20 protein-coding genes are annotated in these 20,148 nt (G+C 62.8%); 6 read left to right on the forward strand and 14 right to left on the reverse strand.

All coding sequences use genetic code 11. The features are described from left to right. Position 1 precedes the first annotated feature (1 nt). Together AB7M16_RS02480 and AB7M16_RS02485 are read right to left on the reverse strand one after the other, a co-directional pair. A complete protein-coding gene (locus AB7M16_RS02480) occupies positions 2-1,387 on the reverse strand; it encodes a peptidoglycan DD-metalloendopeptidase family protein (RefSeq protein ID WP_453943041.1) in 1,386 nt (461 codons plus the stop codon). A 109-nt stretch (positions 1,388-1,496) separates the two neighbouring features. Next, entirely contained in the window at positions 1,497-2,147 is a 651-nt protein-coding gene (locus AB7M16_RS02485; protein WP_260379263.1) for a protein-L-isoaspartate(D-aspartate) O-methyltransferase, read from the reverse strand. A 228-nt stretch (positions 2,148-2,375) separates the two neighbouring features. Here AB7M16_RS02485 and AB7M16_RS02490 point away from each other — a divergent pair, with 228 nt between their 5' ends. Next, positions 2,376-2,747, forward strand: a complete 372-nt coding sequence (locus AB7M16_RS02490; RefSeq protein WP_197959430.1) for a response regulator — start codon at positions 2,376-2,378, stop codon at positions 2,745-2,747. 3 nt (positions 2,748-2,750) lie between these two features. Here the strand turns inward: AB7M16_RS02490 and surE are convergent, their stop codons facing one another. The 12 genes from surE to AB7M16_RS02550 all read right to left on the reverse strand — a co-directional run bounded on the left by surE (position 2,751) and on the right by AB7M16_RS02550 (position 14,767). After that, positions 2,751-3,518: a 5'/3'-nucleotidase SurE gene (gene surE / locus AB7M16_RS02495; protein WP_260379264.1), complete on the reverse strand. Its 768-nt coding sequence runs from the start codon at positions 3,516-3,518 to the stop codon at positions 2,751-2,753. 108 nt (positions 3,519-3,626) lie between these two features. After that, positions 3,627-3,989 carry a hypothetical protein gene (locus AB7M16_RS02500; protein WP_260379265.1) on the reverse strand — a complete coding sequence of 121 codons (363 nt, stop codon included), beginning with the start codon at positions 3,987-3,989 and terminating at the stop codon, positions 3,627-3,629. Positions 3,990-4,107: 118 nt separating this feature from the next. Next, a complete protein-coding gene (gene serS / locus AB7M16_RS02505; protein ID WP_260379266.1) occupies positions 4,108-5,439 on the reverse strand; it encodes a serine--tRNA ligase in 1,332 nt (443 codons plus the stop codon). Positions 5,440-5,576: 137 nt separating this feature from the next. Continuing rightward, positions 5,577-6,389 (reverse strand): twin-arginine translocase subunit TatC, encoded by an 813-nt coding sequence (gene tatC / locus AB7M16_RS02510; protein ID WP_260379267.1) that lies wholly within the window; start codon positions 6,387-6,389, stop codon positions 5,577-5,579. Next, positions 6,386-6,880, reverse strand: coding sequence for a Sec-independent protein translocase protein TatB (gene tatB / locus AB7M16_RS02515; protein WP_172783666.1), 495 nt, complete (start codon positions 6,878-6,880; stop codon positions 6,386-6,388). The genes tatC and tatB overlap by 4 nt, the downstream gene beginning before the upstream one ends. Before the next feature lie 91 nt (positions 6,881-6,971). Next, positions 6,972-7,205 carry a twin-arginine translocase TatA/TatE family subunit gene (locus AB7M16_RS02520; protein WP_018642198.1) on the reverse strand — a complete coding sequence of 78 codons (234 nt, stop codon included), beginning with the start codon at positions 7,203-7,205 and terminating at the stop codon, positions 6,972-6,974. A 165-nt stretch (positions 7,206-7,370) separates the two neighbouring features. Further along, the gene (scpB, locus tag AB7M16_RS02525) at positions 7,371-8,126 is read right to left on the reverse strand and encodes an SMC-Scp complex subunit ScpB (protein WP_453943042.1); all 756 of its coding nucleotides are present in this window, start codon (positions 8,124-8,126) and stop codon (positions 7,371-7,373) included. Positions 8,127-8,147: 21 nt separating this feature from the next. Continuing rightward, the gene (locus tag AB7M16_RS02530) at positions 8,148-8,987 is read right to left on the reverse strand and encodes a segregation and condensation protein A (RefSeq protein ID WP_172783664.1); all 840 of its coding nucleotides are present in this window, start codon (positions 8,985-8,987) and stop codon (positions 8,148-8,150) included. Beyond that, complete coding sequence (gene nagZ, locus AB7M16_RS02535; RefSeq protein ID WP_453943043.1) at positions 8,984-10,012, reverse strand: beta-N-acetylhexosaminidase; 1,029 nt, start codon at positions 10,010-10,012, stop codon at positions 8,984-8,986. Before nagZ ends, AB7M16_RS02530 begins: the two co-directional genes overlap by 4 nt. A 46-nt stretch (positions 10,013-10,058) precedes the next feature. After that, the gene (locus tag AB7M16_RS02540) at positions 10,059-11,624 is read right to left on the reverse strand and encodes an SPOR domain-containing protein (protein WP_172783662.1); all 1,566 of its coding nucleotides are present in this window, start codon (positions 11,622-11,624) and stop codon (positions 10,059-10,061) included. 134 nt (positions 11,625-11,758) lie between these two features. Continuing rightward, positions 11,759-13,549 carry an arginine--tRNA ligase gene (gene argS, locus AB7M16_RS02545; RefSeq protein ID WP_453943044.1) on the reverse strand — a complete coding sequence of 597 codons (1,791 nt, stop codon included), beginning with the start codon at positions 13,547-13,549 and terminating at the stop codon, positions 11,759-11,761. 9 nt (positions 13,550-13,558) lie between these two features. Then, complete coding sequence (locus tag AB7M16_RS02550; RefSeq protein ID WP_453943045.1) at positions 13,559-14,767, reverse strand: deoxyguanosinetriphosphate triphosphohydrolase; 1,209 nt, start codon at positions 14,765-14,767, stop codon at positions 13,559-13,561. 750 nt (positions 14,768-15,517) lie between these two features. Between AB7M16_RS02550 and AB7M16_RS02555 the strand changes: the two genes are divergently transcribed. The 5 genes from AB7M16_RS02555 to erpA all read left to right on the forward strand — a co-directional run bounded on the left by AB7M16_RS02555 (position 15,518) and on the right by erpA (position 20,146). Continuing rightward, positions 15,518-16,774 (forward strand): nSTAND1 domain-containing NTPase, encoded by a 1,257-nt coding sequence (locus AB7M16_RS02555; protein WP_453943046.1) that lies wholly within the window; start codon positions 15,518-15,520, stop codon positions 16,772-16,774. A 489-nt stretch (positions 16,775-17,263) separates the two neighbouring features. Continuing rightward, positions 17,264-17,488 carry a hypothetical protein gene (locus tag AB7M16_RS02560; RefSeq protein ID WP_453943047.1) on the forward strand — a complete coding sequence of 75 codons (225 nt, stop codon included), beginning with the start codon at positions 17,264-17,266 and terminating at the stop codon, positions 17,486-17,488. Between the two features lie 278 nt (positions 17,489-17,766). Beyond that, positions 17,767-17,985: a hypothetical protein gene (locus AB7M16_RS02565; protein ID WP_453943048.1), complete on the forward strand. Its 219-nt coding sequence runs from the start codon at positions 17,767-17,769 to the stop codon at positions 17,983-17,985. Positions 17,986-18,572: 587 nt separating this feature from the next. Beyond that, positions 18,573-19,301: a Crp/Fnr family transcriptional regulator gene (locus tag AB7M16_RS02570; protein WP_453943049.1), complete on the forward strand. Its 729-nt coding sequence runs from the start codon at positions 18,573-18,575 to the stop codon at positions 19,299-19,301. Between the two features lie 515 nt (positions 19,302-19,816). Beyond that, a complete protein-coding gene (gene erpA / locus AB7M16_RS02575; RefSeq protein ID WP_172783659.1) occupies positions 19,817-20,146 on the forward strand; it encodes an iron-sulfur cluster insertion protein ErpA in 330 nt (109 codons plus the stop codon). Positions 20,147-20,148: the final 2 nt, after the last annotated feature.

Consider the following 20,148-nt stretch of genomic DNA (forward strand, 5'->3'; position numbering starts at 1 on the left):
CTCACGCCCCGTTCAGGAATTGAAGCGGGTCAACCGGGCTCGACCCCTTGCGGATCTCGAAGTGGAGCTGCGGCGACGCCACTTCCCCGGATTGACCCGACTTGGCAATGACCTGGCCGCGCTTGATGGTATCGCCGCGCTTCACCAACAGCTCACTCGCATGGGCATATGCGGTGACGTAGCCGTTGGAGTGCCGAACCAGAACCAGATTGCCGTAACCCTTCAGCTCGTTGCCGGAATAGGCGACGACGCCGTCTTCGGCTGCCTTGACCGGCGTCCCCTCGGGCACCGCGAGATTGATGCCGTCATTGGATTTGCCATTGGTCTTGGCGCCGTAGGTCGTGACCACTTTGCCGCGGACGGGCCAGCGGAAGGTCGGCAGCGCGCCGGTGGCCTCCGCAGCCTTCGCCGGCGTCTCAGCGGGCTTCTCTTCGACATTGCTCGTGGCCTGGGCGAGACGCGCGCTCTGCACGGGCGCGGCGGCAGTGGCCATTTTGGTCGTGGGCGCCGGAGCTGCCGCGACGGGCTGGAGCGTTCCGGCCACCGGTGTGGCCGCGACCGGAGCCGCAGCAACCGGCGCCGCAACGGCGGCGGTCTTGGCGCCGGGCACGGTCAGCTTGGTGCCGAGCTTGAGCTTTGCCGACGGATCGAGGCCGTTGGCACGGGCGAGCTCTGCCGCCGAGACGTGGTTCTTGCGCGCGATGCTGGCGAGCGTGTCGCCGCGGTTGACGAAGTGCGTGCTCGGCGGTGCGGCGATGGCCGCAACCGGCTTGGCTGCCGGGGCTGCCGCGACGGGAGCCATTGCGGGCGCCGGTGCAGCTGCCGTCGCCGGAGACGGAATGATCAGCTGCTGGCCGGGCGAGAGCGCCCGCGGACCCTTGTAGCCGTTGGCGGCCAGGATCGCCTGCGGCGTGACGTGATAGCGCTTGGCGAGCACGTCGAGCGTATCGCTGGTGCCGACGATGATCTTGGTCCCGCCGACCGGCTGGGCGGCCGCGACCGACCGCGGCGGCACGGTAGCCGTGGTCTCCAGATGCGGTTGCGCCGGAGGCGCATATGAGCTGACGCCGCGTCCACCGCCGGATACGCCGCCGCCGGAGGCGACGGGATAGGATTGCGGGGCGGACATCGCGGGCGGAGGCAAAGCCTGCGACTGGTAGTAACCGGGCTGCGTCTGCGGCCGCGCATATTGCGGCAGCTCACGCTGCGGCGGCGTTGGCTGCTGCACCGACCCGGTCTGCTCAGAGGCGAAGGGATTGGAGAAGTTCGACTGGGACAGCCGCGACGACATGTCGGCGCTGCACCCTGCAAAGCTGAAGGAGATCAGCGCCAGCACCGCGACCTGCGGCACGCGGCGCGAGTAAAGCAACTCGGCGACAGCGGACATGGTTACTCACTCGTACGCAACAGAACTGGTGTTTTAAGTAAACACGCGCCGAGTAAATAACGGCTTAACCCTCACAATAAGATGTTGGCGGCACTGCCGATCCGGGATTCTACAGCTCCCGCGCCACGCCGGGCAGGGCCGGCACGAAGCGGACCTCGACGAGTTCCTTGCGCTCGATCCCGGTTTCCGTCCGGGCCAGGCGGGTCAGCGTCTGCACGCCCTGATGCGGGCCGACGGGGGCGATCAGGATGCCCCCGACCTCCAGCCGCTCGACCAGGTTCTCCGGAATCTGCTCCATCGCGGCGGTGGCGATGATGCGGTCGAACGGGCCGATGTTGGGAGGCAGATTGAGACCGTCCCCGAGCATCACCTCGACATTGTGACAATCGAGCTTCTCAAGCCGGGCGCGTGCCGCCTCGGCCAGCTTGCGATAGCGCTCGACGGTTAGCACCTGGCCGGCGAGCCGCGACAGCACGGCGGCCTGGTAGCCCGAGCCAGTGCCGATTTCCAGCACCCGGTGCTGCTTCTGGAGCTGGAGCTGCTCGGTCATGTAGGCAACGACGAAGGGCTGGCTGATGGTCTGCCCGCAGGCGATCGGCAGCGCGCTGTCGCGATAGGCGCCGTCGCGATCGGCCTCGTCGACGAAAAGCTCGCGCGGCACCTCTTCCATGGTCCGCAGCACGGCCTGATCACTGATGCCACGACGCCTCAGCGTGAGCTGAAACATCATCTTTTCCGGCGGCTGCTGGTCGGGCGTCATTGCTGCTATTGCTCATCTCGTCTGGCGGATCGCCGTACTGCACCGCAAGAACCCGAGACGAGAATCTTGTTCCGGCTCAGGAACTCATGATAGCCTTTCGGCGCAGCATTTGACCACAACAGGCATTCAAAGCGCTAAGCCATTTGTGGGGTTTGCGTTCGCCGAAACGCGCATTGCGTCGCCTATCGTTATCTGCGAACGTTTACGAGAATGGGCAAGGACTCAACCATGACTGCGACAGGGCTTTCGGGCCGCTCTGTTTTCCTCGTCGAGGACGAGGTCATGATCAGAATGATGGTCGCGGATATGCTGGAGGAGCTCGGCTACAAGGTAGCCGCCGAGGCGGGTGACATCACCGAGGCCATGCGGCTTGCGCAATCCACCGATTTCGACCTCGCCATTCTGGACGTCAACGTCAACGGCAAGGTCATCTCGCCCGTCGCCGATGTCATCATGGCCAAGGGCTGCCCGTTTATCTTCGCCACCGGTTACGGCTCCTCCGGCCTGCCCGAGCAATATCGCGACCGGCCGGCGCTGCAAAAGCCGTTTCAGCTCGACGCGCTCGGCAAGACCATCGAGGCCGCGCTTCGCGGCGGCTAGCCTTTATTTCAGGGTGACGCCCAGCTGCTCCGAAAACGCTTCGTCGGTACGGTCGAGCCGGAGCGGGGTGACCGAGACGTAGCGCTCGCGCAGCGCCGCGAGATCGGTGCCGTCGGCGGGCATGTCGAGCATCGCGGTGCGCTCGAAGCCGATCCAGAAATAGGGATTGCCGCGGCCGTCCCTGCGCTCGTCGATCCTGAGGAAGCCGAGATTGCGCTTGCCTTGCCGCGTGACCCGGATGCCCAGCACATCCTCCGGCGCGCAGGACGGGAAGTTGATGTTGATAACGGTGTCCTTCGGAACGCCGGCGGCGATCACCTTGCGCAGGATATCCGGTCCGAATTTGCGCGCCGTATCCCAAGGCGGCCGTTCGCGCGTCTCGACGCTGAACTCCTGCGACAGCGCGAACGACGGCAACCCCAGGATGGTGCCTTCCAACGCGCCGGCAATGGTGCCGGAATAGACGACATCCTCGGCGACGTTGCGGCCCTTGTTGACCCCGGACAGCACGACATCGGGCAGCTTGGCACCCAGGATATGGCGGGCCCCCATGATGACGCAGTCCGTCGGCGTGCCGCGCACGGCGAAGTGCCGCGGGCCGACCTCGCGCAGACGCAAGGGATCGTTCAGCGACAGCGAATGCGACACGCCGGACTGGTCGAGCTCGGGCGCCACCACCCAGACATCATCGGACAAGGCGCGCGCGATCTCCTCCACGACCTTGAGGCCGGGAGCGTGGATGCCGTCGTCATTGGTGCAGAGAATGCGCATGCGGAAGGTTCGATTCCTGAAAGCGGGTCTGAGCCGTCTTATCCGGCCAGGGCCGATCAGGCAAACCGGACGATTGCGGTCCGGCGGCTGGTTCCCTGGCTGGTCCCGCTAGCGGCGAATGCGCCATTGCGGCAGGAAGCGCGCGAGCCGGCCTTCGGCACGTAGTTGCATCGTCGGCACGACCTGGTTCACGACGGAAGCCTCAATGACGCCGAGCGCCTTCAGCTGCGCCACGAAGGGGTCAGACGTCGGCTCCTGCGGAAAGCGTTCGCGTGCCACGGTCAGCGCCTTGTCGAAATCCGCTGCATTGACCCCGGGCTTGGCCCGCCGGCTCTGCACGAGATCGTCGTCCCAGAGCCGCGCGATCTCGATGTCGAGAACGCCGCGGAGGCGCTGATCGACGGCCTGGATCCCGGCCCCTGTCACCGCCCATTGTCGGCCGACCCAGAAGATGTCGCGGTGCAAGGCCATGAACGGAGGGGTTCGCGTGGACGGGCCGGCAGGATAGCCGGCCGCCCGATCTTCGCAACGCGATTCTCGTCATGCCGCGTTTCGGACGCGAACCGGCGCCCACTTCGCGGGAAACGCTTTAGTCGCGTGCGATCACCTTCAGCCCGCCCATATAGGGCTGGAGCACGTCCGGGACCGCGATCGAGCCGTCCTCCTGCTGATAGGTTTCCATCACGGCGATCAGCGCGCGGCCGAGCGCGGTGCCGGAGCCGTTCAGCGTGTGCACGAAGCGCGGCTTGCCGTCGGGCCCGCGCGAGCGCGCATCCATGCGGCGGGCCTGGAAGTCGCCGCAGACCGAGCAGCTCGAGATCTCGCGGAACGCCCCGCCCTCGCCCTGCCCGGGCATCCAGACCTCGATGTCGTAGGTTTTTTGCGACGAAAAACCCATATCTCCGGTGCACAGCGTCATGACGCGGTAGTGCAAGCCGAGCCGCCGCAGCACCTCCTCGGCACAGGCGAGCATACGTTCGTGCTCATCCTTGCTGGTCTCCGGCGTCGTGATCGACACCAGCTCGACCTTGGTGAACTGGTGCTGGCGGATCATCCCGCGCGTGTCCCGCCCCGCCGCACCCGCCTCGGCGCGGAAGCACGCCGTCAGCGCCGTGAGACGCATCGGCAGCTGCTTCTCGTCAACGATGGATTCGCGGACCAGGTTGGTGAGCGCTACCTCCGCCGTCGGAATGATGCCGAGACGTTCAGTCTGCAGCCGCTCATATTCGGGCGCGGCGAGCAACTCGCCCTTGATCGCCCAGAACTGGTCGTCCTCGAATTTCGGCAACTGTCCGGTACCGAACATGATCTCGTTGCGCACCAGCAGCGGCGGATTGATCTCGGTATAGCCATGCTCGTCGACATGCAGGTTCAGCATGAACTGACCGAGCGCGCGCTCGAGCCGCGCAAGCCCCTTCTTCAGCACGACGAAGCGCGCGCCGGAGAGCTTTGCCGCCGTCTCGAAATCCATGTCACCGAGCGCGCCGCCGAGATCGTCGTGGGGTTTGGGCGCGAACGCGTAGTTGCGCCTGTTGCCGAAGACATGGCGCTGCACGTTGCCATGCTCGTCGGCGCCATCGGGTACCTCGCCGAGCGGCAGATTTGGGATTGCCGACAGCTCCCTGGCGAGCTCATCGTCAGCGGCTTTCGCGGCCGCTTCGAGCTCCGGCATCGTGGTCTTGAGCTCGGCGACTTCGGCCATCAGCTTCGCCGCGCGCACCTCGTCCTTGGCCTTCTTGGCGTCGCCGATCTCCTTTGAGGCTGCGTTGCGCCGCGCCTGCGCCTGCTCCGAGGCCAGAATCGCCGCACGCCGCTTCTCGTCGATCGCAAGCAGCGAGGCCGACATCGGCTTCAGGCCGCGCCGGGCAAGGCCGGCGTCGAAGGCTTGCGGATTGTCGCGGATCGCTTTGATGTCGTGCATGGCTGTCTTCCCGTCATGGCCGGGCTTGTCCCGGCCATCCACGTGTCTGCCGCCTTAGATCAAGTCGTGGATGCCCGGGTCAAGCCCGGGCATGACGAATCATGGGCTGAGCAGCGACATGATAGTGCGAAAGTGCCCTACTCCGCCGGCTTGGCCGGCGTCGACACGTCGGTGCCGGTGGCTTGCGACGAGGCCGCCGCCTTCTTCTCCACCATCGCCACCGCGATGATCGAGCCCTCGTAGAGCGCCATCAGGGGGATCGCGAGCGAGCACTGGCTGAGCACGTCGGGCGGTGTCAGCACGGCCGCGATCACGAAGGCCATCACGATGAAATAGCGCCGCTTCTCGCGCAGCATCTTCGAGGTGACGATGCCGATCCGTCCGAGCAGCGTCAGGATCACCGGCAGCTGGAAGGCGATGCCGAAGGCGAAGATCAGCGACATCATCAGCGACAGATATTCGCCGACCTTGGGCAACAGCTGGATCTGCGCGGTCTCGTCGCCGCCGGCCTGCTGCATGCCGAGCGAGAAGCGCACCAGCATCGGCAGCACGACGAAATAGACCAGCGCCGCACCGAGCACAAAGAAGAACGGGGTCGCGACCAGATACGGCAGGAAGGCCTGCTTCTCGTGCTTGTAGAGTCCGGGCGCGACGAATTTGTAGATCTGCGTCGCCACGATCGGGAACGAGATGAAGCCTGCGCCGAACAGGGCGAGCTTGAGTTGGGTGATGAAATATTCCAGCAGCGCCGTGTAGATGAATTTCGAGTTCTCGGGACCCGCGATCCACACGAACGGCCAGACCAGCACGTTGTAGATCTGCTTGGCGAAGAAGAAGCAGAAGATGAAGGCCACGCCAAAGCCGAGCAGCGCCTTGATCAGCCGCGAGCGCAGCTCGATCAGGTGGTCCATCAGCGGGGCTTTGCTGGCCTCGATATCGGCGTCGGTCATGACGCTTTGGCGTCCTTGATCGCTTCGGATGGCGCGGTGTCCTGCGCAACCGTCGCCTGTTCGACCTCACGGGTGATCGCGAGCGGCTCGTTCGCGGCCGCATGCGCTTCGGCTTCCATGAAGGTCGAAGGCGTTGGGCTCTCCGGTGTCGTGGGCGTGACGGGCGGATCGACCGCCGTGGCGGCCGACGGCTCGGCCGGCTTGTCCAGCGCATCGACGCGAAGCGCGTCGCTCACGTCCTTCTGGAGCGAGGTCAGTGGATTGAATCCCGTGGCGGCTTCCTTGACCTCGTCGAAGCTCTTCTTGAGGTCGGCCATCTCGGCCTCGCGCATCGCCTCCTGGAATTGGCCCTGGAATTCGGCGGCCATCTTGCGCGCCTTGCCCATCCATTGCCCGACCATGCGCAGCACGCCCGGCAGCTCTTTCGGGCCGATGGCGATCAGGGCCACGACCCCGATGAGGACCAGTTCACTCCACCCGATGTCGAACATGAGGTCTTCCGTTCACGCGAAGCCGGAGCCGGCCCAATCCCTTGCGCGCAGGATCGGGGCCGCTACCCGCGTCTCGCGTGCTGCTTCCGGCTCAGACGGCCTTGCTGCCGACGTCGGACCGTGCCGCGGTCGGCGCCGCATTGTGCTCGATCGACTTGGCCGGCTCGGGCTTCTCGGCAGGCTTGTCGTCGTCCTGCATGCCCTTCTTGAACGCCTTGATGCCCTGCGCCACGTCGCCCATCAGATCCGAAATCTTGCCGCGGCCGAACAGCAGCAGGACCACTGCGATCACCAAGATCCAGTGCCAAATGCTGAGTGAACCCATCCTGCAACCCTCCAAACGCGCATGGCCGGGGACCCGGCCGATCTTCACCGAAACCTAGGCTTGGCAGGTCTCAAAAACAAGGACCAAGGCGGCGCCAATTCGCTGTCGGCGCTACGCAATCTTGCTAGTGTTAACTGTCGCAGGGGCCCGTATTTCGCCGGGGCGTCACTCTTCGGTGCCGCCCTCGCCGCCCCCCTCATTGCCGCCATCCGGCGGGCTCTCGGGATCGACCGCAGGCGCGAGCGCGAGATCGAGGTCATCGCCCGGTTCCAGCGGATCCTCGTCCTCACGCAGGGCCGGATCATCCGACGGCGTCGGCACGCTGAAGCCGGTCGGCAGGCGCGAATCCAGGAGGCCAGTGCCCTTGAGCTCTTCCAGGCCCGGGAGGTCGCCGAGCTGCTCCAGGGTGAACTGCGACAGGAACTCCTCCGTGGTTCCGAAGGTGAGCGGACGGCCGGGCGTCTTGCGACGGCCGCGCGGCTTGATCCAGCCGGTCTCCAGCAGCACGTCGAGCGTGCCCTTCGACGTGACGACGCCGCGGATCTCCTCGATCTCGGCCCGCGTCACCGGCTGGTGATAGGCGATGATCGCCAGCACCTCGATCGCGGCACGCGACAGGCGCCGGGTCTCGGTGCTCTCGCGCGTCATCAGCCAGGCCAGATCGCCGGCGGTGCGGAACGTCCATTTGTTTGCGACGCGGACGAGGTTGACGCCGCGCGAGGCATAATCGGCCTGCAATTGCTCGAGCGCAGCCTTGACGTCGACGCCTTCGGGCATGCGCTTGGCCAACGTCGCGGTGTCCAGCGGTTCACTCGAGGCGAACAGCAGCGCCTCCAGCAGCCGCAATTCCTCGGGGCGCGCCTGGGATTCGTTCTCCATCGGCTCGGCCTCTTCTACCCGCACTTCAGCCAGGCTTGCCATGGCAGATTCTCCTTCTTGCACTTAAGCGACCGGCGCATCAGGCGCAGGAGCTGCGTCCGGAACCGGTTTTGGGCGCCCCTTCCGGAAATAGATCGGCGCAAACGCTTCCTTCTGGTTCAGCTCGAGCTGACCTTCGCGCACCAATTCGAGCGCGGCGGCAAAGCTCGAGGCGAACACCGTTGCGCGCTGCGTCGGGTCGGCGACATGCCGGATCAGGAAGTCGTCGAGAACACCCCAATCGTCCTGCTCGGTGATGCTGCCGACCAGCCGCTCCAGCGTGGCGCGTGCCTCGGCGAGCGACCACACCGTGCGCTTGGCCAGATGCACGCTCGCCAGCACACGCGACTGGCGCTGCGCGGCATAGGCGGTGAGCAGGTCGTAGAGCGTGGCCGTGTATTTCGGATGCTTGATCTCGGCGATGTGCTCGGGCTCGCCGCGCGGGAAGATGTCGCGCTGCAATTGCGGCCTGTTCATCAGCCGGTTGGCGGCTTCGCGAATGGCTTCCAGCCGGCGCAGGCGGTTGGCGAGCGCCGTGGCCATCTGCTCGGCGCTCGGGCCTTCCGCGCTCGGCGGCTCCGGCAGCAGCAGACGCGACTTCAGGAAGGCGAGCCATGCGGCCATCACCAGATAGTCCGCGGCGAGCTCCAGCCGGATCTTTCGCGCGGCTTCGATGAAATGGAGGTACTGGTCGGCGAGCGCCAGGATCGAGATCTTGGCGAGGTCGACCTTCTGCTGTCGCGCCAGCGCGAGCAACAAATCGAGCGGGCCCTCATAGCCCTCGACGTCCACCACCAACGCCGGCTCACCCTCGGCGAGCTCTGCGGGCCGCCCGGTTTCGAACGATAGGATTTCTGCGGTCATGCCGATGCCGTGTTTGCCCGTGCGATCAATGCGTCCAGCTCAGTGCGTGCGGCCACGCGGTCGAACGGCTGCGGCGGCTTGCGTGCGGCGAGCGCGGCTTTCGCCCGCTCCAACGCCCGGCCGGCCAGTTCAGGAGCCTGACTGGCGACGTCGCGCATCTCCTCGATGCTGCCGTTGCAATGCAGGGCCACGTCGCAGCCGGCCGCGAAGATCGCGCGGGTCCGCTCGGCGATATTTCCCGACAGCGCGTTCATCGACACGTCATCACTCATTAACAAACCCTGGAACCCGATTGCGCCGCGAATCACGTCAGCAATCATTGTCGCAGATGTCGTCGCCGGATGGGCGGGGTCGAAGGCGCTAAACACAACATGTGCAGTCATGGCCATCGGCAGATCAGCCAGCGGCTTGAACGCGGCGAAATCGGTCCGCTCCAGCTCGTCCAGGGGCGTGTCGACGGTTGGCAGCTTGAAATGGGTGTCGGCGGTGGCGCGGCCATGCCCGGGAATGTGCTTGAGCACCGGGAGCACGCCGCCCTGCTCCAGGCCCTCGGTGACTGCGCGGGCAATCGCCGCGACTTTGCCCGGCTCCGTGCCGTAGGCCCGGTTGCCGATGACCGCGTCAGCGCCCGGCACCGGCACGTCCGCCAGCGGCAGGCAATCCACGGTGATGCCGAGATCAACGAGATCGGCTGCGATCAGGCGCGCACTGAGGCGCGCCGCAGCGAGCCCGAGGGCCGAATCAGTGTCGTACAAATTCGCGAAAACGGCTCCCGGCGGATAAACCGGCCAGTGCGGCGGCCCTAGCCGCTGCACCCGTCCGCCCTCCTGGTCGATCAGGACGGGCGCCTCGGGGGCATTCGCGACTGAACGCAATTCCGCAACCAACGCAGCAACTTGCGCCGGTGTCGCGACATTGCGCTTGAACAAGATGAAGCCCCATGGGCGTTCGGCACGGATAAACTCCCGCTCGGCGGCGGTCAGTTCCGTTCCGGATACGCCGGTAATGAAGGCCCGCGTGCTCATAACGGCCGATTAACCCTGCCCCGTCAGGGGGTCAAGGAAACCGCCGTTAATTCCTCTGGACGAAGCAGTCGGACAGCCCTGCGGCCTTCAGATTGTTGCAAGCCTGCGTCGCTTCCTGGACCGAGCCATAGGGTCCGGCGAAGGCGCGGTAGACGATCCCCTTGCCCTTATCGGTCAGATCGACCCGCTTGATCACCGGCGAGCGGGATCCGAGCACGCTGCCGTACTTGCCCTGAAGCACCCGGTAGGACGCGGCGGCGCTGTCCTCGCTCTGCTGCGAGGAGACTTGCACGATGTAGCCGCCGCCGCTGCTGGTGGGCGCAATCTGCGTCGGGTTGGTGGCCGCCATCCGCTGCGGCGGCTCGGCCGCCGGTGCCGATTGCGGCGCGAGCGACATCGGCTGGTTGGCACTGGCATTGGCCGAGGTCGGCGGATTGCGCGGCGCGGCGGGCGCAACTGGCGCGGCAACAGGCTTCGGCGCGGCGGCCGTCGGCTTGGCGGCAGCCGATTGCGGCACGGCGCTATCGGTCTGGTCACCCTTCACCGCCACGGTCCTGATCGGGCGCGGCGAATTGTTCGGCATGGTGCCGTTGCTTGGAGTCGGGCCCGCGCTCGGCGGCGGCACGGTGGACGGCGACACGCTCGCCACCGACGGCGGGTTCGCATTCTGGTTCAGCGGCGGGAACACCACGCGCGGCCCGCCCGCCTTGGCGTTGACGTCGACGGGCGCCTCCTCGCGCGGCACGATCTTTTCAGTGCCGTCACCGCTGACCATGCGGTCCGGCACCTTGGCCGCGGAGTCCGTCGGCGCCGGCACGATCTTGGTCGGCGTGTTGTCGGCCTTGATGATCGGCGGCTCGCCGCTGCGGGGCGAGCCGATATAGGTCTTGTAGGCAAACGCGGCGCCGGTGCCGACCACGGCAAGCGCCAGGATCGCCGCAACCGTCATCATGCCGCCGCGCTGCTTCTTCGGCTCCTCGACCTCGTCCTCGGGAAAGTCGCTTTGGTAGGCATAAGGGTCGTCGGGATAGGCCGGCTCGCGCTGAAAGTCCTGCTCGCCCGTCTCCAGCCGACCATAGAGCGCATCGTCGTAGCGCGACGGATCGGGCTGCGCATACGGCTCCTGATACGACTGCTCCTGGTGGGCCTGACCGTGCTGCTGATAGGCCTGCTCCTGATAAGTCTGATCTTGATAGGAGTGGTCCTGGTAGGCCTGAGGCTGATGAACGACAGGCTCGGGCGCGGCAGGCTTGGCCGTGTAGCGATGCAGCGGGTGAACCGGGCTTACCGAAACGGGATAGTCAGGCTCCGGCGCCGGTGCCGGCTGCGGTTGCACGTTGGCGCGCCGCATCCATGAGGGCGGCCCGGGCGGCGGCACCTGCTCGGCGTAATCCTGCTGATCATCGACCTGGCGGTAATCGTCGTCCTGATAGCTCTGAGAGGGCGCTGCCGGCGGACGTGCCGTCGGCCGCGACTGCGCGGCGAACGGATCGGTCTGCCCGATCAGACGGGCGAGCTCGGCCAAGGGATCGCTTTCCGCCTTCCCATGCTGATCGCCACCGCGACCATAGTCATCGGAAGGAAACGGTCTGTCCTGATATCGTTCGGCCATCGTGATGATGCGTCCCTTCGGGAAAGCCGCGCGCCCCTCGACCAAGGCACGGCTTTCGACCCACAAGGCTTTCAACCAAGTCTAAGCGATCCGGCTTCTGCCGGTTACCCCCGAATTAAGTAGTTCGCCCCAAACTACCGCATCTCGTCCGGGGCATGGACGCCGAGGATGGCGAGGCCCGATGCCAGGACCGAGACGACGCCCTGGACCATTGCCAATCGCGCCTTTGTAAGATCTGCATCATTATTGATAATGAAGCGTAAATAGGGCAAATCGCGCCCTTTCGTCCAAAGTGCGTGAAATTCGCTCGCTAAGTCATAGAGATAGAAGGCAATTCGGTGTGGCTCATGGGCCGCGGCGGCAGCCTCGAGCATGCGCGGATAAATTGCGAGGCGCTTAAGAAGATCGAGCTCGACCGGGTCCGACAGCCGCTCAACCGCCGACTCAGCAAGCCAGGCGATCCGCGCGCCGGCATCCTCCGGGAGTTCCGGGAACACCTCGGCGCGGGCGTTGCGGAAGATCGAGTGGCCGCGGGCGTGGCCGTATTGGACGTAGAACACCGGGTTGTCGCGCGACTGTTCCATGACCTTGGCGAGGTCGAAATCGAGCACCGCGTCGTTCTTCCGGTACAGCATCATGAAGCGGACGGCGTCCTGGCCGACTTCATCCACCACCTCACGCAAGGTGACGAAGTCCCCGCTCCGCTTGGACATCTTCACCGGCTCGCCGTTGCGCAAGAGCTTCACGAGCTGGACGATCTTGACGTCGAGGGATCCCTTGCCCGAGGTCGTCGCTTTCACGGCGGCCTGCATGCGCTTGATGTAGCCGCCATGATCGGCGCCCCAGACGTCGATCATCTCGGCAAAGCCGCGGTCGAACTTGTTCTTGTGATAGGCAATATCGGAGGCGAAGTAGGTGTAGGAATTGTCCGATTTGATCAGCGGGCGATCGACGTCGTCGCCGTAGGCGGTCGCCCTGAACAGCAGCTGCTCGCGGTCTTCCCAATCCTCGACCGGCGCGCCCTTCGGCGGCGGCAGGCGCCCCTCATAGATGTCGCCCTTGGCGCGCAGGAAGTCGATGGTCTCGGCAACCTTGTTGTTGCCGGTCTCGATCAGCGAGCGCTCGGAGAAGAACACGTCGTGGCGGATGTTGAGCGCGGCGAGATCGTCCTTGATCTCGTCCATCATCATCGCGATCGCCTTGGCGCGCACGATCGGCAGCCACTCGGCCTCACTTCTGGCGAGCAGCTTGTCGCCGTGCTCTTTCGCCAGCGCCTCGCCGACCGGCTTCAGATAGTCGCCGGGATAGAGCCCTTCCGGAATGGCCCCGATGTCCTCGCCGAGCGCCTCGCGATACCTCAGGAAGGCCGAGCGCGCGAGCACGTCGACCTGGGCGCCGGCATCGTTGATGTAATATTCGCGCGTGACGTCGTGGCCGGCGAACTGGAGCAGGCTCGCCAGCGCGTCGCCGAACACGGCGCCGCGGCAATGGCCGACATGCATCGGTCCGGTCGGATTGGCCGAGACGTATTCGACATTGACCTTGGAGCCGCCGTCGATGCGGCCGTAATCGGCACCTTCGCGCAGCACGGTACGCAGCGCCTCGGCCCAGGCAGCCGGCTTCAGCGTCAGATTGATGAAGCCGGGACCGGCGACATCGACCTTGGCGATCAGCGCGTCGGAACGCAGCCGTTCGGCAATCTGCTCGGCGAGATCGCGCGGCTTTGCCTTTGCCTCTTTCGCAAGCACCATGGCGGCATTGGTCGCCATGTCGCCATGGGAGGCATCGCGCGGCGGCTCGACCACGACGCGGGAGAAATCGATGCCCTCGGGCCAGTTGGCGTCTGCCGCAAGCGCGCGGCAGGCAGCGTGCACGCGTGCGAGCACGTCGGCGAACAGATGCAGCGATGAGGATGTCTGGGGCATGGCCGCCGCCTAACGCAAATCCGGGGTCGAGTCAAAGAGCCGCTGGTGCTCGGTCAGGGCGAAGCGGTCGGTCATTCCGGCAATGAAATTGCCGATCCGGCGGGCCCGGTCGCCCTCGTCGTCCGCCTCCGACCCCAGCAGCCATTCCGGCGGCAGCTCGCTGGGGGACTTCAGGTATTTTGCGAACAGGTCGAACAGGATCTGCTCGGCCTCGCCCATCACCCGCATCACCCGCTCGTGGCGGTACATGTGCTGGTACAGGAAGGCCTTGATGGCGGCCTCTTCCTCCGCCACCTCGGCGGGAAACGCGACCAGCGCCTGGCTTTGCCGGCGGACGTCCTGGGCCGATTGCGGCTTCACGGCAGCGAGTTTCTTCCCTGTCTCCGCGAACACCGCGCCGATCAGGTGCGAGATCAGCTCGCGCACCAGTTCAGCACCGCGGCGGACGTCTTCAAGATCGGGATAATGTGCCGCAGTCTCGGCGATGATCTCCGCCGTCAGCGGCATCACCTTGAGATCGTCGAGGTGGAACAGGCCGGCGCGCAGGCCGTCATCGATGTCGTGGGCGTCATAGGCGATGTCATCGGCGATCGCGGCGACCTGCGCCTCCAGCGAGGCAAAGCTCCACAATTCGAGATCGTAGGTCTTGATGTACTCGGCAATCCCGACGGGAACGCCATGCTCGCGGTAGCGCCCGACCGGGGCGCCGCTGCGGTCGGTCAGCGGACCGTTGTGCTTGACGATGCCTTCCAGCGATTCCCAGGTCAGGTTGAGCCCGTCGAATTCGGGATAGCGGTGCTCGAGCGAAGCCACGACGCGCAGCGTCTGGGCATTGTGGTCGAAGCCCCCGAACTCCTTCAGGCACGCGTCCAGGGCCCGTTCCCCGGCATGCCCGAACGGCGGATGACCGAGGTCGTGCGCCAAGGCCAATGTCTCGGTGAGATCCTCGTCGAGCCCGAGTTGCCGGGCCAATGCGCGGGCGATCTGGGCCACCTCCAGCGAATGAGTCAGCCGGGTGCGGTAGTGGTCGCCCTCGTGGAACACGAACACCTGGGTCTTGTACTTCAGGCGACGGAACGCGGTGGAATGGATCACCCGGTCGCAATCTCGCCGGAACGGGCTGCGGGTCCGGCTCGGGGGCTCGGTGACCAGCCGGCCGCGGCTGCGGTCGGGGTCGCAGGCATAGGGCGCGCGGGGGGCTGCCATTCCGACGGACACGGCGAATTTAGTCCCTATCCATTTGTCAGCAAGCTGTTGTTTTTATTCAAGAACTTCCCACAACTTTTGCCCCATTTTTGTTCCATAGTCGTTCATGCTGTGTTTTTGGGAAGTGCTCTCGATGATCGCCGATGTATCGGCAACAACCGAAGGCAGCGCTTATATTGCCTATGAAACTCAGCCGAATGCTCATCCGCCGGGAGAGGAAAGAGCTGGCCGTTCGGCATGCGAAAGTAAACGTACTCACGACCCCCTTGGACTTTCCGATAAATGTACTTCAAGCGCTTTAAGGCCAGTTTACCAGGACCGGTTCCGAAAAGTTCGTTTAGGTCGATCCGGCCTATTGCGATGGCAATGACCTCGCCCTGCTTTCCATGCGAACGGGCAACAGCCGCACAGATGTTCAGGATGCCTCTCGGTGTAATTGGCATGATCGACGGCCTCGGCGGTCAACACACCTTGCGACTGTCCTAATTGGACCCCCGCCGGCAGACTAGGACACTTGTCTCGGAACGTGAATCCCTCACAGGGCGATCCCCGCATCTCTGGAAGAAGAGGTGATCTCCTTTGGCTGCGCGCCAGCCCGTCCAGACAGCGGTTGGGGCCATTTCCGTCCCGGCGCTTCGGGCTAAAAAAGATAGTCAACGCATTTAGCCGTTTACTCAACGACAACCCCATGATACTCAATGCAACTACTAATTACTCAACGCATGGACAACTTACTCAACGCCCTAAGCTGAAAGCAGACGCATGCCTCCTGCCAAATCATCGAGCCCAAAGCCGAGAACCGAGGACGACTGGGCACAGCTCGCGTTTGACATTCAACAGTTGTTCGATGGCGCGCCCGTCGATGAGGAGGATCTCTTCGCTGGTCGATCGTCGGAAGTGCGTCGCATCATCGAAGCCGTTTTTTCCAAATCAAAACACGTCGTACTTTTCGGCGAAAAAGGCGTCGGAAAAACCTCGCTCTCAAACGTATTCTGGAAGCGCTTCAGCAAGACGCTCAAAAGTTTCATCATTGCGCGCGTTCAAGCCGGACCGCACGACAGTTTTTCGTCTCTTTGGCTGCGAGCATTAGAAGAACTAAAGGCTGCCGGTGACGCTACCGGAAAATCTGATTACGTCCAGTTTAGCGCTGACTACGAAACGATCACTCCGTCGCAAGTCCGGCGCGAACTCCAAAAGTGCAAGGCGAATGCCCTGCCAATCATCATCATAGACGAGTACAGCGAAGTATCCGACGAAGAGGCTAAGAAGCTAACTGCGAACCTCATCAAAGAATTCTACGATTTCACTATCTCTACCACGGTCATCCTAGTGGGGGTCGCCGAAAACATTTCGGAGTTGATTGAAGATCACGCCTCGATCGATCGCGCGATCGTTCAGATTTCGCTTAACCGAATGTCCGATGCTGAACTTAAGGAAATAATCCAGAAGCGCGCAAACCGGACAGTGATGACATTCTCTGGCGATGCCATGTGGACCATTATAGTGCTGTCACGGGGGTTGCCCTACTTCACGCAAACGCTGTCAAAATTTGCCGCCCTTCATGCGATCGATAATCACCGCACCGAAGTTACAAATGAAGACGTTGAGGCATCAATGACCCGCTTCATCGAAGGGTCGGAGAAGTCTTTCAAGGAAGCGTACCGGGATGCTCTTCGTAGCAATCAAGACAACAATTTCGAACATTCCCTCTTAGCTTGCGCACTAGCCAAAGCTGACGAGGAAGGTTTTTTCACCGCCAACGACGTGGTGGAGCCATACAGCGCGATCATGAAGGAGAAAAAGCGCATCGCTCACTTTGAGAAGCATCTCAGGCGCTTTTCCTCAGACGACGGCGGAAACATCCTCATCAAACGTGGAGGCGATAGGAAGCAAACGTTCCGCTTCAAAGACCCAATGATGCAGCCTTATGTGATCATAAGAGGGATACAGAACAAACTAATTCCTGAGAGTGCCAAAGCTATTCTCCTCCAGCGCGAACAGGGGTCTTTTCCCATCTAAGGCCCTGTACTCAGAACCGTCCGCTCACAAACGCACATCGGAAGTCTCGCACCTTAGCTGCGATCGGCGGCTTATGACCCAAAGCAGGCCTGCAGAAAGTTGTTAATCTGGGATTGTATCTTTTGATACATTGCGAGGGCTCGTTGCTTGCTAAGGTTTCCCGATCACGTGGGGGCAGGCATGGACGGATTAAGGAACGCGCTGGAGCGCCTCGAAGCACCGGACTGCCCCAATTGTCATGTCGCCATGCGATGGTTTCGCTCGGAGTTGGTGAGAGACGCCCGCGAGCCCTTCATCGCGCACCTTTTCCTCTGCCCCAATTGCAAGCGCGCTCAGCAGACCGATACAACGTTTACGCCGCTTCGCGTACCGCCTGACAAGCTGGCGGCTCCGCGGTTTTCTGTCGTAAGGTGAAGGGGCCACGCGGGTAAGACTAACGCGCTGTTCTGAGAAAGTGGATGCCGCAACGAAAGCGCCTGAGACAAAGCCATGGACCGCGAAATTCTCCAACAGCACCTTGCTCTGGCCCAACGGCACGCAAGCATGGGCGAGAAACACATTGCCAGGCAGGAAAGCCTGATTGCCGAGCTCGACCGGGACGGCCACGACACGGCGGAAGCCCGGAAGATTCTTGCCACTCTGCGAGACACCCAGCGACTACACGAACAAGATGTTGAGCGCCTTCTAACACAGCTGTCCAATCCACCGGCCTGAGTGAAGGCGAGTGAACGCCGGCTGTTGGCCCATCTGCGAAGTTGCGCCTTGGCGCTCGGAGGTCCGCCCATTGAGCCAGAACAGATTTGCTCAATCTGAGTTCTTCGCGTTTTGACCCCAAGAGAATGCCCCGTGATGCGGCCGTGCCGGATCAAAATTCCGTGGAACCTTTAGGCCGTTGTGATAATTGTTCCCCATCATCGGCCGTGGCTCTGCCCGTAGGCGTCGATGGCTGAGAGACGCTTCTGTGCTCCCGCCTGCAAGACAGGGAGCACGCCATGCCCATCCGTCAAGTTCATTACCCATTGCAAAGCGATGCCGCGCACATCGAAATGGCGCGTGAGACCGTTCGCGAGGCTATGGAGGTGTTGCGGCAGTCGCGGCCCGATACCTTCCTGGGCCGTGAGACCTACAAGCCTTTTCCGATGCAAAACAAGGAAGATAACATAGGACGTGGCAACGGAAATTCTCCGCAGGCATTGTCGCGAGATGAATGATCCGCTGCTTGATCGAGCTCAGCTAGCCATCGAAGAGAGTCAGGCTCTTCAAAAGACAAAACACGCCTTGCAGGCCGAACAACTGCATAGTCGCGAGGCACTTCGTCTCTGCGTGATGGAGAGCGCAATGTATCGGACGGAAAGCAAAGCGTACCGAGAAGATCGCGATTAGATGGATTACTCAGCGAACGCAAGGCGGTACCGCGACCAAGCCGAAGAATTTCGAGCCAAGAGCGATCTGATGAAAGATCCGGAGACGAGCGCTCAATACAGCCGGATGGCAGACGCCTATGACAGATTGGCGGTAGGGCAAGACGATATGGCTCGCAAATTAGCGCCGAAGTAAGACTCACGTTCAATCTCTTTCAGCTTGTGGCGTACCTCCGATTCCTCGACGGAGGACTAAAGTTATCCTGCGTTAGCTAAATCATAGTTCATGATACGTTTGTGGAACGATCCCATAACATTGCGTTGGTTCCGTATCGCGGGCAGACGAGTATTGGGCGCCGGCGCTGAGAGTTCACACTCCCGCCTACTGAGGCCGGAGTGTCGAAGACATCCGGGCCGCCCCTTACCAGGAACACCCAATGTCAGCGAACCTAGCTTCTGCATTAATCACGAAACTGGCTGTATCTAACCGTCTCGACAGTGATGATATACGTGCCATCCAGGCGCTTCGGATACGACAACACCGTCTCGGGGGCAGAGAGATAATCGTTTCTGATGGCGAACGACCTGAACATTGCTGCCTGATCGTGGAGGGGTTCGCTTTCCGTTCAAAGACAACGCTTGATGGCGAGCGGCAGGTTCTTTCCATCCATATCCCAGGTGAGGTGCCTGATCTCCAAAGTCTGCATCTCAAGGTGATGGACCATGACCTGATGACCGTCACGCCCTGCGTGCTGGGTTTTATCACGCACGAAGACCTGAGAGACCTGACCCGCCAGCGACCGAACCTTGCGGCAGCCCTTTGGCGCGAAAGCTTGATTGATGGTTCCATATTCAGGGAGTGGCTCGTCAACGTGGGGCGACGGGAGGCTCTACCACGAATGGCGCACCTGCTGATCGAGCTTTACAAAAGGCTCCAAGCCATTGGGCACGCGCGGGATGGAGAGTTCGTCTTGCCAATTACTCAGGTCGATCTTGGAGACTGCCTTGGGCTCTCTGTGGTCCACACCAACCGTGTGCTTCAGCACCTCAGGAGAGAGCGTCTCTTAACGGCAGACAGATCAGAGTTCCAGATACTGGACCATGATAAAATCGAAGCTCTCGCGGGATTTGATCCGACCTATCTTCATCTTGCTCCTGACAATTAGGCCTTCCTGTGCGCTCCCACGTCAATTCGCAAGCAGACGCATTCTTCACGTTCAGCAACGAGAGACCAACTGAGCTTCCCGGAACTCAGAGCCGACTCGGCGTCCTTCAAGGTACGAATGGCCTGCTGCCAAGCGGCCTCGTCGTCCGGCAAGTCCTGCGTGTCTGAGAAGTCCTCACCGGCCGAGATCGTAAAGGTGTAGAGGGGCATCAGCGGAAACCATCGAATAGTCTGCTGGTTCCTGATGCAAAGCAGGCGAGGCCTGAAGGTCTCCTGTTGGCCCAACGCGGACCTGGCGTTAGGTACGCCGACGCGCCGCTATGAGGGGCAGAGCGGACCTCGAAGGTGGCCGTAATGGGAAAAAGAGAATCATTCTGATAATGACTAGTTGCTAAGCCTTTGATTTTAAATAGTTCTAGGTTAGCCATTTGATTCTGCGTATGGTGGCACTTAACTATGTCGGACGCGCGATACCAAATGAATTGGGTATGAGCGCGGGACTATCGGAGACCAGCAATGACGAGTGCCGTGACCATCAGCGACCGCGCCGCACGCCGGATTGGGGAGATCCTCAAGGGCGAAGGGTCGGGCGCGATGCTGCGCATCTCGGTCGAAGGCGGCGGCTGCTCGGGCTTCCAATACAAGTTCGACATCGACCGCGCTCGCACCGACGACGATCTCGTGATCGAGCAGGACAATGCGGTGGTGCTGGTCGATTCCGCCTCGCAGCCGTTTCTGGCGGGATCACAGGTCGATTTCGTCGACGACCTGATCGGCGCCTCGTTCCGCGTCAACAATCCGAACGCGACCGCGTCCTGCGGCTGCGGGACGAGCTTTTCGGTCTAGCG

The organism is Bradyrhizobium sp. USDA 372 (genome assembly GCF_053629095.1).

Bases quoted from the DNA above. Each gene is read 5' to 3' on its own strand.
- AB7M16_RS02480 (WP_453943041.1), bottom strand. From the start codon at position 1,387: ATGTCCGCTGTCGCCGAGTTGCTTTACTCGCGCCGCGTGCCGCAGGTC.
- AB7M16_RS02485 (WP_260379263.1), bottom strand. From the start codon at position 2,147: ATGACGCCCGACCAGCAGCCGCCGGAAAAGATGATGTTTCAGCTCACG.
- AB7M16_RS02490 (WP_197959430.1), top strand. From the start codon at position 2,376: ATGACTGCGACAGGGCTTTCGGGCCGCTCTGTTTTCCTCGTCGAGGAC.
- surE (WP_260379264.1), bottom strand. From the start codon at position 3,518: ATGCGCATTCTCTGCACCAATGACGACGGCATCCACGCTCCCGGCCTC.
- AB7M16_RS02500 (WP_260379265.1), bottom strand. From the start codon at position 3,989: ATGGCCTTGCACCGCGACATCTTCTGGGTCGGCCGACAATGGGCGGTG.
- serS (WP_260379266.1), bottom strand. From the start codon at position 5,439: ATGCACGACATCAAAGCGATCCGCGACAATCCGCAAGCCTTCGACGCC.
- tatC (WP_260379267.1), bottom strand. From the start codon at position 6,389: ATGACCGACGCCGATATCGAGGCCAGCAAAGCCCCGCTGATGGACCAC.
- tatB (WP_172783666.1), bottom strand. From the start codon at position 6,880: ATGTTCGACATCGGGTGGAGTGAACTGGTCCTCATCGGGGTCGTGGCC.
- AB7M16_RS02520 (WP_018642198.1), bottom strand. From the start codon at position 7,205: ATGGGTTCACTCAGCATTTGGCACTGGATCTTGGTGATCGCAGTGGTC.
- scpB (WP_453943042.1), bottom strand. From the start codon at position 8,126: ATGGCAAGCCTGGCTGAAGTGCGGGTAGAAGAGGCCGAGCCGATGGAG.
- AB7M16_RS02530 (WP_172783664.1), bottom strand. From the start codon at position 8,987: ATGACCGCAGAAATCCTATCGTTCGAAACCGGGCGGCCCGCAGAGCTC.
- nagZ (WP_453943043.1), bottom strand. From the start codon at position 10,012: ATGAGCACGCGGGCCTTCATTACCGGCGTATCCGGAACGGAACTGACC.
- AB7M16_RS02540 (WP_172783662.1), bottom strand. From the start codon at position 11,624: ATGGCCGAACGATATCAGGACAGACCGTTTCCTTCCGATGACTATGGT.
- argS (WP_453943044.1), bottom strand. From the start codon at position 13,549: ATGCCCCAGACATCCTCATCGCTGCATCTGTTCGCCGACGTGCTCGCA.
- AB7M16_RS02555 (WP_453943046.1), top strand. From the start codon at position 15,518: ATGCCTCCTGCCAAATCATCGAGCCCAAAGCCGAGAACCGAGGACGAC.
- AB7M16_RS02560 (WP_453943047.1), top strand. From the start codon at position 17,264: ATGGACCGCGAAATTCTCCAACAGCACCTTGCTCTGGCCCAACGGCAC.
- AB7M16_RS02565 (WP_453943048.1), top strand. From the start codon at position 17,767: ATGCCCATCCGTCAAGTTCATTACCCATTGCAAAGCGATGCCGCGCAC.
- AB7M16_RS02570 (WP_453943049.1), top strand. From the start codon at position 18,573: ATGTCAGCGAACCTAGCTTCTGCATTAATCACGAAACTGGCTGTATCT.
- erpA (WP_172783659.1), top strand. From the start codon at position 19,817: ATGACGAGTGCCGTGACCATCAGCGACCGCGCCGCACGCCGGATTGGG.